Below are 13,749 nucleotides of genomic sequence, written 5' to 3' on the forward strand. Positions count from 1 at the left end.
TAATGTTCCATCTCATAATTATCTTCTTGATTCAAAAAGTGCAGATATCTTTGGCAGAAGCTCTCCAGAGATTGCTAAAGGGTTCACCTCGACTATTATGGGGAGGGAGCGAAGTTGCTGAGATCCGGATGAGAATGGTTGGCATGTAGTGGCCGATTTATATTGGAAAATGCGACTCCACAACACCATGTAGCACCGATAGAAGGAGAGAGGATTATGAAATTGAAGAAGATGGCCGTTGTTGTGGTGTCTTGGGTAATGCTTTTAGGTTTTGCGGCTTGCGGGGCTTCCTCCCAGAGTGATGCCAGTAAGGGTGCCTCATCATCGCAGACAAGGCCGGCAACGAAACCAGCAAATCTTATCGGTACATGGAAGCAAACGAATTCTAGCTCCAAGGACGAGATGATGGAGGCCACGGTCACTGTTGACTCTATTGAGATTAATTGGGTGAAGCCCGACCAGAAGAGCTTGTATTGGAAGGGTACGTTCACAGCACCGACTAAAGCTGGCGCGTATTCGTGGACCAGTCAAGGCGATACCGAAACTATGAAGAAGTCAATCATGGCTTCACAGGATGCGACGAAGAAGTTCACCTATGATGGCAAGCAGCTTACCTATGCGCAATCCGCCTTGGGGACCACATCGACCATTCGTATGAGTAAGCAATAAATCGTTCTTAACAGCAAAGTGTCTTTGGTATGTTGCAAGAGTTGATAAGCAAGTAAATGATTTGCTTATTAGAAAAGAGATTACTCCGTATTCTATTCTAGTGTAAAACGTTGGAATCATGGTGATTATTTACAATTTGCGACACGCAGCGGTGCGCATGTCAAAGCCGTTCAGCGTCATCTGGGACTTGTTCTAGTCAACATGATGCTAGAGATGTTTATAAATCTTTTTGATGACGATTTGGATGCGGTGGGGGAGGCTATGAATTCGATTTTGTTGCGGAATGAACTCAAAATGAACTCATGGAAGCCTGTGAGTGCTGTTTGAGTTTTTGAAAACGTTGGAATTCCAGCGTTTTGAGAGGATAAAAAGAGGTACCCCCGGTGGGACTCGAACCCACAAGCCAATGGCGGCTGATTTTAAGTCAGCTGCGTCTACCAATTCCGCCACGGGGGCACGTCGGACTAGCCGACAAACCATTATTATGCCATGCCCGCCCTACCACAGGAAAATGTTGGCCATCGTCCAATTGCAAGTTTGCGGATTCGTGTCGTTCCGCTTTTGCATGTATGGTGATTTTGTCTCAGAATATGTTGGTTGTGTAAACTTGGTAACATTTGCATTGGTAAACTATTTTTGTTTCAATTATTTCGATAAAGGCGGTATACATGGCGGACGCAACAGAAGCCAAACCGACGAAAGAGACGGCGAAACGCGGAGGCGCGATGATTATCGTCTCCCTGATGGCCGGCTATTCCATCGTTTATATGGACAAGAGCATGATTTCGATGGCAATCATGCCCATCGGCAAGCAGTTCGGCCTTGACACCACTCAGACTGGCTTGATCATGTCGTTCTTCTTCCTGGGTTACGCAATCATGCAGATTCCCTGTGGCTGGCTTGCCGACCGAATCGGTGCCAAGAAGGTGCTGATAGGTTCGCTTATCGTCATTGGCGTATTCGCCTTCCTCTTCGGTGCCATGGGTGGCCTCATCCTCTTCATCGTCATGCGTTTCTGCATGGGTCTCGGACACGGCGGCTATCCGCCGAGCGTCACCAAGTCGATTGCGGAGAACTTCCCGCAAAACAAGCGTACATTCGTCCAGTCGTTGATTCTTTCCACCTCCGGTATCGGCGGCATCCTCGCCTTCACACTCGGCAGCGCTCTGGTCGCCTCGAACTGGCGCATGGCTTACGCTGTATTGGGTGCGCTCTATCTGGTGTCTGTCATCCTCATCTGGTTCTTTGTCCCCTCGCATGGCGGCGCGGCCGAAGAAGAGCACAAGGCTCAGGCCGAAGCCAAGGCTGGCAATGTCGAAGCTGCCAAGGCTGATGCCCCCAAGGTCGGCTTCAAGGATGTCATCAAGAACCGCAACGTCATCGTTCTGTTTGTCGCAATGATTTTCATCAACGTCATGCTCTACGGTCAGATGTCGTGGATGCCCACCTACATCACCAAAAACTTCAGCCTGACCACTACGCAGGCCGGATTGGTGCTGGCGTTCAACTCCATCTTCACCATGCTGGCGACGATTTTCTCTGGTTCTCTGCTGTCCAAGCTGTTCCTCGGCCGTGAGCGTGCCGCCATCATCGGCGCTTCGTTGCTCACCTCCGTGCTGATTGTCGTCTTCGTCTTTGCAGGCAAGAACAGCCTTGCGCTTTCTATCGTGTTGCTGGCGCTGATGAGTCTGGTCGCAATGTTCGCCTTCACCGGCATCTTCACCTGGCCGCACAAGATCATGAATCCTGAGATCATCGGCTCTTCCATCGCCGTGATCAACACCGGCGGCACCATCGGCGGCTTCCTCGCCCCGACTATCCTTGGCAGTATGGTCAAGGCTGCAGGTGGCTCGTTCACCAACGCCTTCCTGTTCATCGCTTTGATGACGGCACTGTGCGCATTGACGGTCGTGTTCGTGCGTCCTGAGCTGGGACAGAGCAAGAAGTGATTCAACCAATCAGGTATGTGCCATCTCGAATCATTCCTGATGTCTGATTGATTGGTGCGGTCCGATGACGTTAGCGTCGTTTAGCCGCACCAGTTTGTATATGCCAGTGTTTTCAATAAACAATTCAGGGTTGGTCCGATAGGTCACAGATTCAAAGAATCAGGAATTATCGAAAGTTGTTTGTCGTTCTTCTTCCAGAAGATTCTGTGTACTTTGAGCACAATCGGTGCCCCAGGGGTGCGTGAGTGCTAGTCTAGTGACATTGCGAAAACAACAAGGAGGCCTACGTATGGCTACGAATATGCCTGAGGTGAACGCCGAATTCGGCGCCAAGCCGGTGATTGAATTTCCGGATACCCCGGCTCCCACAGGGCTCAAAGCCGTTGAACTTGTCGAAGGCAACGGTCCGATGGTCCGCTCCGGTGACACGGTCACCGTCAATTATCACGGTGTGGTATGGGGCAAGGACGAACCGTTCGATTCGAGTTTCGACCGCCATCAGCCAGCCAGTTTCGGCATTGGTGTAGGACAGGTCATCAAGGGCTGGGACCGCACGGTCCCGGGTCATAATGTCGGATCGCGTCTGGTGGTCTCGATTCCGCCGGAATATGGATATGGCAGGCAGGGAATGCCCCAGGCCGGCATAGGCGGCGATGACACGCTGGTGTTTGTCGTCGATATCATCTCCACGCGCTGAAGTTCGGAAACCTATATGATGACCGGCCGGCGGGCCGGTCATTTTTAATTATTCGGTATTACCGGAAACGGTGCTGAAAACAAACCGTAAAAGCAAGGAGGCAAATATGGCAGAGGAAGAAAAGACCATTCTGCTTACGCAAGAGGCGTATGACAAGCTTCAGAAGGAGCTGGCTTATCGACAGGGCGATTATCGTGACGAGATCACCCAGCGTATCGCCACGGCCCGCGCTGAGGGCGATCTTTCGGAAAACGGCGGTTACCAGGCCGCGCGTGAGGAGCAGGGCAAGAACGAGGGGCGTATCAACGAGCTCATCGTCAAACTGCGCAACACCAAGATTCTGAAGGCGCCGCCGGCAGGCAAGGTCGGCAATGGCTCATTGGTCACCCTTGAACTCGCAGGCAAGGAGATGCAGTATGTGCTCGGCTCGCGTGACATCGCCGTGGCCACTGATTACGACGTCATCAGCCCGGAATCGCCGATAGGTGCCGCTATCATGGGTGCCAAAAAAGGTGACGAAGTCGCCTACAAGGCTCCGAATGGCCGTGAAATCAAGGTGAAAATCAAGGACGCCAAACCGATGAAGTGATGGTTTGCTAACGCTTTACATGCAAAGGGCCCGGTTCCATTTGATGGTACCGGGCCCTTACTGTATTTGGACGGAAGTGGCACTGTCGGTGTTGTTCATAATCAGCGTGGATTGGTTGTGAGGCAAATCTGCACACATCGTTTGGATTCTGTTTCGAATGGAGACTTGACGAAAGCATGCAGCATGGATGGCGTGCAGCTATGGGATTTCAGGAGAGATTGACGATGACCATGTAAATGGCCACCATATGGCAGGCGTACCCGGCCACGGTGCCAAGATGGAATATCTCGTGGAAGCCGAATACGCGCGGCCACGGGTCGGGCTTGCGCAGCGCATAGACGATGGCTCCGGTGATATAGCATGCCCCGCCTGCGGCCAACAGAACAACCACCGCCGGTCCAGCGTAGGGCGAGAACCAGAAGAGGTCGAGAAAGCCCACCCCGGAAACACCGAAGATGATGTAGACCGCCGTATAGAGCCATCGCGGGGCGTTAATCCAGATGACGTGGATAAGCAGCGCCACCAAGGTACAGGCCCACATCCCGCCGATTACGCCGTTGCGCCAGTTGGGGGTAAGGGCGAAGGAGACCGGAGTGTAGGTGCCTGCGATCAAGAGGAAAATGTTCATGTGGTCGATGCGACGCAGAATGTCGGTGGTTTTCGGCGACCAATCACCCAGATGATAGGTAGCAGAATTGCAGAAGAGGATCAGCGAGCAAACCATGAACACAGCGCAGGCCCATTTGAGTCCCGTGCCCTTTGCCAGGCATATCAGTACGATGCCGGCAGCGAGTGCCAGCGGTGCGGCGACGGCATGAATCCAGCCGCGCAGCAACGGTTTGGGTCGGCCATGTACGTCGAGACGGACTTTGCGTCCGGGCATCGGTGGGGAGCGATGCCGAGTGTTTCCGCAGCCTTCACCTCGCCGCGTGCGATGATGATGGCGGCTCGCTCGTCGGCTTTGCGGCGAATGGTATCAGCCTTGTTGCGCGCTGCGGTCCTGATGGCTTCGGCCTTGGTTTCCATAGCCTGTTGTTGGGCTTTGGAAACAGTGGTTGTGACGGTGGCGGCAATGTCGGCTGGGGATGAAGCTGGGGCGTCGACGGCATCGTTGTCGAGTGGTGCGTGCGGGGAAGGAATCTGGTTAGTGACGGTTTTGTCGTATGGGGCATCACGCTGTTCATTGACAGGTGTGGAACCGTTGCCGGTACCGGTGACGGATTTCTCGGACATGGGCCCTCCAAAATGTCATATATCGTCTTGCGGGCGAATCGGCATATGACAATCGAGTAAGATATGATGATTTCCTACGCAAACGTAACTTACGTTATCGTAACCTAGGTTGATGACATCATATCGGCAATTACACGATGCTTGCGGAACCACTCATAGTATCATTGAAGTATGGCTGATTTTGATGAGATTCTTGCTGCACAATCCGACTTTGATGCCGGCGATCGTGAATGGCTGCATTTGCTGGTTGCGGATTGGCAGGTTATTGCCGATTTGAGTTTTGCTGATTTGTTGTTGGTGCTGAAACGGGACGATGGCCGATACATTGTTGCCGAGCAATGCCGCCCTTCCACCGTGATGACGATGCGCAGTGATGATGCCGTGGGCAACGAGGTGTCTGAGAACCTCGTCGGAGAGATTGAGATGGCCATGGAGGCCAAGGGCGTGCTTCACACCACGACTCTGCATCGAGTCGGCAAATCGAGCGTCTGCAACGTCTATGCGCCGGTTCGTTGCGGCAATAAGACTCTTGGTGTGGTGGTGCGTGAAACCAACATGACCACCCGGGAATCCAATGGTCGTTATGAATCGGAAAGCATCAATGCCGGCAAGATGCTCTTCGAGATGATTCCGCGTGGACAGTTTCCCTATCATGATGCAATCATGAGCCAACGGCACAACGCCAGGGTCTCTGATGGCTTCATCATCCTCGGATCTACAGGCATCGTGCAATATGCTGCGCCCAACGCCATCAGCTGTTTCCGCAGGCTTGGCGCCATTGCCGGAATGGAAGGGCACTATCTCAGCGAAATCGGCACTCAGCTGATTCACTCCAACGACCCAGTTCCCGATATACTGCCGCTGGTGCTGAGCGGCAAGGCGGCGGCTGACTGCGAACTCGATGCCAACAATTCCATGGTCTCAATGCATTCGTTGCCGCTCTATGACGAAACAGGCCGCGCCGGAGCCATCGTGCTGTGCCGCGACGTCACCGAACTGCGTCGGCGCGAGCAGGAACTCCAGACGAAGGATGCCACCATCTCCGAGATTCACCACAGGGTGAAGAACAATCTCCAGACAGTGTCCGCATTACTCCGCCTGCAGGCGAGAAAAACCAAGTCTCAAGAGGTCAAAACCGAGCTCAAAGAGGCGCAGCGTCGTATCCAGACCATCGCCACCGTCCACGAAGGGCTGAGCCAGACGGTCAACGAGATCGTTGATTACGACGCCGTGATTTCCAACCTTTTGAAGATGAGCGTAGACCTGGCCACGATGGACGACCAGCACATCCACATCCGCTACATCGGCAAGTTCGGTATGATGCCGGCGCAGGACGCCACCCCGCTTTCCTTGGTTCTGACCGAGCTCATCACCAACGCGGTCGAGCATGGCTTCGAAGGCCGCAAGGAAGGCAACATTACCATTTCGGTTGGTCGCAGCGGTAATCATCTCAACGTCGTGGTCGAAGATGACGGTTCCGGTTTGGCCGCCGAGGAAGACAACGGCATGGCCCGTTCCTCTGGTTCCGGCCTCGGCACACAGATCATCAACACATTCGTGACCAACGATTTCAACGGCACCGTGCGTTGGGATGATCGCCATGGTGGTGGTACCAAGGTCATTCTCGATATCAACCTGCGTGCAGCACAGGAAGACGATGAGCCGGAATACTGATTTCGGACCGTTATCCATATATGGAAATGCTTGGAATCGAGGTAAGTGGCAATAAACCCCCATCAGTCATTGTGAGATGAGTGATTATGCGATTTCGCTGTGAATCTTTTAGTCACTCATCATATGACTGATACTCGGTGATATGTAGCCAGCGCCTATGCAAAATTCCCTTCCGATTTCTATGAACCGGAAGGGAATTTTCTTATCAAAATGAAATTCATCGATTACCACACAAGTTCGTGGCGCGAATTTCACACAGAGTGCTAAATCAGACCTGCATCTGCATGTTCTGACTACGGCGTGCGCGCATGGCGCGACGCTTCAGGGCGCGGCGCTCATCTTCGCTCAGGCCGCCCCAGACGCCATAATCCTGATTGGTGTCAAGTGCACACTTGAGGCATGCATCGATGACCTTGCAAGTACGGCAGATGGCCTTGGCTTCTTCGATCTGCTGATAGGCAGCGCCCGTGTTGCCGACGGGGAAGAAGAGCTCGGGATCCTTATCGCGGCACGCCGCCTTGGCTCGCCAATCAAAAGCATTACTCATAGAAGCAAACGACCTTCCTTTAGTCCTCACTGGATACCACTACTTAGATAACCACGAAACGGATATTTTTCAAGGCTTTTTAACCAGAAAAATAGCCGAATTTTCATTTTTGTACGACTCTTGCAAATATGTCTGACATCACTCTGAAGTTGACAGTTGCGCTTTTGCGGGAAAGAACAGCATCATGATTGCTAATACCAAAAGCCTACTGGGAGACGTTTTCTGACAACGTGCCTACCGCACCCGGGGCATGGCTGCCGGACGCCAGCTGGTCGAAGAGTTCGAAGTTTTTGGCATCATCCAGCAGCACCGTCGAGCCGACGCCTCGGACATAGTGGTTGGGATCCGTCCAATAGACCGATCCGGAAATGCCTTGTTTGCCTGTAGCGGACTTGAAGGCCATGGCCATCGATACCAGAGTCAGCGGATTCGTCTTCTTGTCCACTTCGATGGAGGAGAGCGCTGCCTTGGCTACCTTCTGAAGGCTCGATGGGCTCTTCATGGTATCGCCTGACGAGGCCTTGCTCATGATGGCTCCGATGACCTGCCGCTGGCGTTCGGCACGTCCGAAATCACCCTTTGGGTCGGAATAGCGCATGCGGGAGAAGGCCAAAGCGGTGGTTCCGTCAGCCGTACGGCAACCCGCCTGCCAGTTAAGCCCGGAGAAATTGTCATTGACCGTTCTGTCATAGCAAAGGTTGACTCCGCCCAATGCATCGACCACTTTGGTCAGACCGTTGAATTTGATTTCGGCGACGTGGTTGATTTTCTTGCCGGTGATATCCTCGATTTCGCCGGTCAGGGCCTTTTTGCTTTGTGTTTCGGCAACGGCGTTGAGTTTCATGCTCTGCGTGCCGACTTTGACCAATGAATCGCGCGGAATCGAAATCAACGAGGAATTGCCATGCGCTGGTTTGGTGAGCACGAGGATGGTATCGGTGCGGAACCCGGGAGTATCATCGGCACTGCCGCCAACACCGGAATCATCACGTTCGTCCGAACCGAGGATAAGCCATGAGGTGCCGTCGGTATGCGCTTTACTTGTCAGCCAATCACTTTTATCCAGCTGTGAGTTGGCCCAGTTCCAGCAACCGAAAAGCGCCAGTACGATAACCAACAGGATAGCCAGTAGGGCAGTTAACGCCCAACGGACTTTTTATGTGGTTTTACAACCGTATCGCCAGATCTTGGGGCATTGCTTCGATTGGGTCGACGTGATGGCGCACTCGAAGGATAGTTTCTTGGCATGCTCTGCGAGGAGGAAGTGCGCATGGGGAGGCGAGACGCGACGATCCTTCGCTTTGGCGTGGCGTTCGTCGTTGTGGCATCGGCGTGGGCGCTGCCATGGGTTGGGACTGATGAGAGGTTTTCCTCTTGTGCGCTCCGGACGGTGTAAACGTAGGAGGCACTGATGCGTTGCCGGGAACCGGCACATGTCCGGTATCCGGGCGTTTCCGCGCTCCGGAAGGTATGAAGCTCGGGGATTGCCCTGTGTGTCGTATCCGTCTGACTGGTTACCCATGTGCCCCCTGTTCTAGCCTTTACCTACTTTTACTCGTGGTGAAGCCACTGGGGAGGAGTATTGCCCTACTTCTGCGCAGGAACCGCACATACCGTCGCGTTGAGGTACTGGTTGGCGACACCCATGTATTGGCCGGTGTTTGGATCGCGAATCATGCCGTTCTTCTTGTCGACGGTTCCTCCGGTGACAGGGTCGATGAGCCGGCCGTCAGAGGTGGTGATGAGACCGGTTGCCGGATCAGGTGTGCCTTGCTGTTGTGCCTGATTGTTGTCGGTATTCTGGCTCTGGTCGTTCGTGTCTTGGCTGTCATTGTTTTGGCTGTTGCTTTGATCCGTCGGCATATCCTGCTGGGTCAGTGGCTTGAAATCGCGCAATGTACGCCAGGTGTCGTCGGCATCGTTGGACCAAACAACACGGTTGTTCGGGTCGGTCGGGGCCGGAACGACAGGAATGGTGCGGGCATAGATGTGGTCGGGTTTGATGTTGTGCAAGCTCAACGCAAGACCGGCCAATGTAGTGGCATTGGAAAGTCCGCTGGAGATGTTCAGTGATTTGAGCGCCTCATTGGCCAGACGATACAGCTGTGCGCTATTGGTCAGCATGTTCTTCGACAATGCTTCGGTGAGTATTTCCTTGACGAGGTATTGCTGACGGGCGGTACGCATGATATCGCTGCCGTCGGTGCCGGTGCCGTGACGCATACGAGCGTATTCGGTGGCTTGTGTGCCGTCGAGGTGCTGGAGACCTTGCTTGAGGTCAAGGCCGGTGTAATCGTCCTTCATGTCTGTGGGCAGGCAGACGTTGACTCCGCCGATGGCGTTGATCATGCCTTGAAGGCCCTGGAAATCCACAACGATGAAATGTTCGAGTTTAAGTCCGGTGAGCGCGTTGACGGCGTTCATGGTGCAGCTTGCAGCACTGGCGATGTCGCCGCCCACATTCCAGCCGGTGGCGAAAATGGAATTGAACATTACGTTGTGACGTGCAGGCACGGTGCCCTTGGTGGTCTGGCAGCTTGGGGCGTTGACCAGGGAATCTCGGGGATGGAGACGAGATTGATATAGGAGCGATCGGCGCTGATCTGCACCACCATGGTGGTGTCGGCGTTGTGTTCGCCGGTATCGTGAGTGCCGCCGAGCGAGGCGTTGTCGCCGCCGTCTCGGGTGTCTTGCCCAAGAACCAGGAATTCAATGGGTTTACCTTCATTGGGGTCGACGAGCTTTTCGTCGGTGACTCCATGCTGGCGGATGACTTTGACGGATTTGGGAGCATGGACCAAAGCGAAGGCACCGACACCCACTGCGGTGGATGCAAAGACGAAGATGCCTACTATGGCCATGACGATGGCGGTGCGCAAACGATGATGCACCATATAGGTGGTGCCGTGCATGGGTTTGGGCGTATGCCATCCACCGAGATTAGGTATCTTGAGGTCTTTGATACGGTGTGAAGCCATATCTCGCCTTTCTGCTTACCCGAGACGAAGCCTGAAAGACTGTTACGGGAATTACCGTCACTGTTCTAAAACGCATTGTATGCCTAACGGCTGAATTTTGCCTGTGTGAATGATACCAAGCGAGCTCCGACTATTCAACTCGTGGCTGACCATATTTGATTCCGCTTAATGGGCTAGCGAGGCCTTCGTCTACACTGGTGAGCATGAGTTCCAACGGCAGTGTCGATATTCAGCAAATAGTAGCCGGTGTGGTCGGTGAGCGGCCGCATGTGGCCGGTCAAGAGGTCGACCGTAGTATCGCCGCAGTCATCACCGTCGAACGTGATGTACGTTTCTTCCCCGCCACTTTGCATGCCGTGCTGTCTCAGAAAGTGTTGCCACGCACCATTGTCATCGCTGACTGCACCGGTGGCACATCTCAGCCAATGCGTACCGGATTTGCCGTCTCCTCATCGTTGGAGCTTGGCCACGGCGCTTCCGAACAACTGGTTCCTGCACCTCCCGAACGCGTCGATGTTCAGTTGGTGCGTGCCGCGGGTGCCACCTCATTTTCTGACGCAATAGGCAAGGCACTTCATTATGCCAGTCTTCCGGCCTCCGTGCGTGCCCTGTGGCTGTTGCATGATGATTCCCGACCGGTGGGGGCGGAATGCTTGGAATCGATGGTGGAAGCCTGGCACAATACGCCCACGGTCTCGCTGATCGGTGCCAAGCAGCTCGATTGGAGCGGCTCCGCCTTGCATAATGTCGGTGCTTATGCGGGCAAACATCGTTTGGAAAGCCTTGTCGTGGAAGGCGAACCCGACCAGGAGCAATATGACGGTCGCAGCGATGTCTTCGCGGTCTCATTGGCCGGTGCATTGCTGCCGTTGCAGACCACCAAAGAAGTGGGCGACATCAACCGTTGGTTCACCACCTTTGCGGAGGGTGCTGATTTTTCACGACGTATCTGCGAGAATGGCGGACGCGTCATCGTAGTACCCCAAGCTCATATCGCCCATCGCAGGGCGCGCTTCGAAGGCGTGAGAACAAAGATGGGTGAGCCTGTTGACGAGGACAGTCCGCTGGACACCACCATGCCGGTTCTTGATTCGGCCCAGAAATACTATTACACCGATATTCGCACGCTCTTCTGGCCCTTGCTTTGGATCGTGAATCTGTTCCGTGCCCTCTGGAATGCTGCAGGAGCGCTTATCGCCAAGCATCCGTGGAGGGCTTGGTGCGTGCTGTGCCTGCCATGGCGGGCACTTGCCTCATTGCCGGGGATGATTCGTGCTCGGCAACAACAGGCTCGGCGGCACGGGGCGGCTTCGGCTTCCTCGGATATGCTTTCCGTCGACCGTCGGCAGATAGGGCTGTGGCGCAAACGATGCAATGCGTTTGACAGCCAGCAGCATACCGTATTGTTGAGTCCTTTGGCCAAAAGCCATTTGCGTACGCGTGCGGTAAGGCGTTTTGGCGCAGCTGCAATGATGGCTTTGATTGCTTTTGCGGTGGTCGTGGCGTTTGAATGGGATGTGTTCCGTGGCGTTTGGAGCGGTGCCAGTCCGTATTCATCGATATTGATTCCCAGCGCTGCGAATTTCACCACGTTGCTTTCCGCGGCCACCACACCGTGGGCTTTCGGTGTAGGTACCGGCTTGGCGGTTCCGCCTGCACCTTGGCTGATGGTCTGGCTGGTGGTGTCGGTATTGACGCTGGGTCATCCGTCCATCGCGCTTTCGCTGATGCTTTTCCTGGCGGCGCCGGCAATGGCGTTGGCCTTTTGGGCTTTTTCCGGAGTCTTTACTCGTTCCGATCCGGTCCGAGTCGTCACCGGTCTGCTTTGGGTCGCTTTTGCATTGGCGCTGGGCGCCTTCGGCAGTGCGAATTTGCCATTGCTGATGGTCATGGTGTTTTTGCCTGCTGCGTTTGCTTTCACCTTCAGAGCTGTGGGGATGTACAACACCGAGGATTTGGTGCGGCCTCATCCTTCCGTTCAGGCCGCCGCTTGCGCAGCGCTGTGTTTTGCTGTGGTCACGGCCGCCGAACCGCAGCTGTTGCTTGCGTTGATCGTCTGCCTGATTCTGTTCCTGTTTGTGGTGCGTTCTCATCGTACGATGTTGCTGCTCATCCCGTTGCCAACTCTTGCCGTGCTCGCTCCGACCATCGTTGATGGTATCCGGTATGCCATGCAAGGCGCTTGGCGTCAGTTCTTCGCCGACGTCCTTGTCCCGTTGCCGTCCTCGGCTCCCGCTTCGCTTTCCTTCGCGCAGGTGGTGGCACGAGCCTTCGGTCTTTCCGCTGGTACGGATATACAGGCACAGTCCTTTGCACAGTGGGGTCCGGAAGTCATCGTGGTCGTGGCCGTGCTTGGAGTAGTCGTAGTGCTGGCATTGATGGCATTGCTGCTGCCTTTCGCGCTTCGTGCCTCAAGGATGATGTGGGCTGTGGCCATTATCGGTTTGCTGCTTTCCATGGCCTCGTGCCGGATTGGTGTGTCTGTGCAGGGTGGCGAGACTTCTGCGGGTTCGGTGCTTCCAGGCGTCGTGTTGGCTTTGATGGCCCTGCTTTCCTGCTCCTGCATCGTGGCGGGCGGAGCGGTAAAACGTTTCGTTCCGTTGCGCATATCACAAAGTGATCAGGATGCGCAAAGCGCTGATTCGTCTGGCGCCGCAGGCAAGGTGAAAGGCGTGGCCGTCAAGGCCGGGCGCGTGGTGCTGGTTGTGGTGTTGGCCATGACGACACTCGCTGCAGGGGCTTTCGGCATCTGGCAGAGAGACAACGACGTACGTGTCAGCGATAGTGGTTTGCCGATGGTCGCTGCGGATTATTTGGAGAGCAAAGGCAGCCATCGCATTCTTGCGCTCGAAGCAGTGGGAGACAACAGTATCGATTTTTCGGTTATGCGCTCACGACGTGGTGATCTGGTCGATGTCTCGCCTGCTTGGAAGGCGAAAGAAGTTTCCGGCGGCAGTGATGTGTCTGTCGATCTCTTGGCCAATGACAGCGCCATGTTGCTCGCCAACGGCAATGACGATGCCATCGATTCGATTACCAAGCTTGGTTTCGGAGGCATCTACGTTTCGGCCGATAAATCAGTGACCGACAAAGACGCCACATTGCGTCTCATCAGCAACATCAATGCCAGCTCCGGTGTGCAATCGGTGGTCAACAGTCCTTCCGGCACCTATTACCGTCTGACCAAGGTTGAAGAAGACAAACAAGGCATATCTGTCACTGGGCAAAGTGCGGCACAGCACGATGCGTGGCGGAAGGTATGGCTGTGGTGCTTGGCTGTAGTGATGCTGATCTATGTCCTGGTGGCAATACCCAGGGCACGAAGGTACGGGCAGGAACAGTTATGAAGAATATTGGGGATAGGATGAACGATCGCATGAACAGCAATGGCGAGGGATCCTCTGTTCCGCCGG

Annotated in this window: 10 protein-coding genes, 1 tRNA gene and 1 pseudogene; 6 read left to right on the top strand and 6 right to left on the bottom strand. The window is 54.5% G+C overall.

The genetic code is table 11. The features are described 5' to 3' along the window. The first annotated feature begins 216 nt into the window (after nt 1-216). Nucleotides 217-669 (top strand): hypothetical protein, encoded by a 453-nt coding sequence (locus OZX57_RS03455; RefSeq protein WP_277162720.1) that lies wholly within the window; start codon nt 217-219, stop codon nt 667-669. Between the two features lie 375 nt (nt 670-1,044). On the opposite strand, the gene OZX57_RS03460 is transcribed toward OZX57_RS03455, so the two are convergent. Beyond that, nucleotides 1,045-1,125 (bottom strand) — tRNA-Leu (locus tag OZX57_RS03460). Between the two features lie 212 nt (nt 1,126-1,337). On the opposite strand from OZX57_RS03460, the gene OZX57_RS03465 reads away from it, so the two are divergent. From OZX57_RS03465 to greA, 3 genes are all read left to right on the top strand, one after another. Continuing rightward, nucleotides 1,338-2,618, top strand: coding sequence for an MFS transporter (locus tag OZX57_RS03465; protein WP_277162721.1), 1,281 nt, complete (start codon nt 1,338-1,340; stop codon nt 2,616-2,618). Between the two features lie 289 nt (nt 2,619-2,907). Beyond that, the gene (locus OZX57_RS03470; RefSeq protein ID WP_277162722.1) at nt 2,908-3,315 is read left to right on the top strand and encodes an FKBP-type peptidyl-prolyl cis-trans isomerase; all 408 of its coding nucleotides are present in this window, start codon (nt 2,908-2,910) and stop codon (nt 3,313-3,315) included. Between the two features lie 106 nt (nt 3,316-3,421). Further along, on the top strand, nt 3,422-3,904 hold the full coding sequence (greA, locus tag OZX57_RS03475; protein ID WP_277162723.1) for a transcription elongation factor GreA: 483 nt from the start codon (nt 3,422-3,424) through the stop codon (nt 3,902-3,904). A 208-nt stretch (nt 3,905-4,112) separates the two neighbouring features. Here the strand turns inward: greA and OZX57_RS03480 are convergent. After that, a pseudogene (locus OZX57_RS03480) lies at nt 4,113-4,930 on the bottom strand (hemolysin III family protein). A 378-nt stretch (nt 4,931-5,308) separates the two neighbouring features. Between OZX57_RS03480 and OZX57_RS03485 the strand changes: the two are divergent. After that, nucleotides 5,309-6,811, top strand: a complete 1,503-nt coding sequence (locus tag OZX57_RS03485; RefSeq protein WP_277162724.1) for a PAS domain-containing sensor histidine kinase — start codon at nt 5,309-5,311, stop codon at nt 6,809-6,811. 268 nt (nt 6,812-7,079) lie between these two features. Here OZX57_RS03485 and OZX57_RS03490 read toward each other — a convergent pair whose 3' ends face one another. The 4 genes from OZX57_RS03490 to OZX57_RS03505 form a co-directional block, all read right to left on the bottom strand. Then, nucleotides 7,080-7,358 (bottom strand): WhiB family transcriptional regulator, encoded by a 279-nt coding sequence (locus tag OZX57_RS03490; RefSeq protein WP_277144447.1) that lies wholly within the window; start codon nt 7,356-7,358, stop codon nt 7,080-7,082. Nucleotides 7,359-7,563: 205 nt separating this feature from the next. Beyond that, nucleotides 7,564-8,475 (bottom strand): LCP family protein, encoded by a 912-nt coding sequence (locus OZX57_RS03495; RefSeq protein ID WP_277162725.1) that lies wholly within the window; start codon nt 8,473-8,475, stop codon nt 7,564-7,566. Nucleotides 8,476-8,945: 470 nt separating this feature from the next. Then, nucleotides 8,946-9,872 carry an LCP family protein gene (locus OZX57_RS03500; protein WP_277162726.1) on the bottom strand — a complete coding sequence of 309 codons (927 nt, stop codon included), beginning with the start codon at nt 9,870-9,872 and terminating at the stop codon, nt 8,946-8,948. After that, complete coding sequence (locus tag OZX57_RS03505; protein WP_277162727.1) at nt 9,851-10,336, bottom strand: hypothetical protein; 486 nt, start codon at nt 10,334-10,336, stop codon at nt 9,851-9,853. Before OZX57_RS03505 ends, OZX57_RS03500 begins: the two co-directional genes overlap by 22 nt. Before the next feature lie 203 nt (nt 10,337-10,539). Here OZX57_RS03505 and OZX57_RS03510 point away from each other — a divergent pair, with 203 nt between their 5' ends. Beyond that, a complete protein-coding gene (locus OZX57_RS03510; RefSeq protein WP_277162728.1) occupies nt 10,540-13,683 on the top strand; it encodes a glycosyltransferase family 2 protein in 3,144 nt (1,047 codons plus the stop codon). Nucleotides 13,684-13,749 lie beyond the last annotated feature (66 nt).

It is taken from the genome of Bifidobacterium sp. ESL0682 (assembly GCF_029392815.1).
Lineage (GTDB): Bacteria > Actinomycetota > Actinomycetes > Actinomycetales > Bifidobacteriaceae > Bifidobacterium.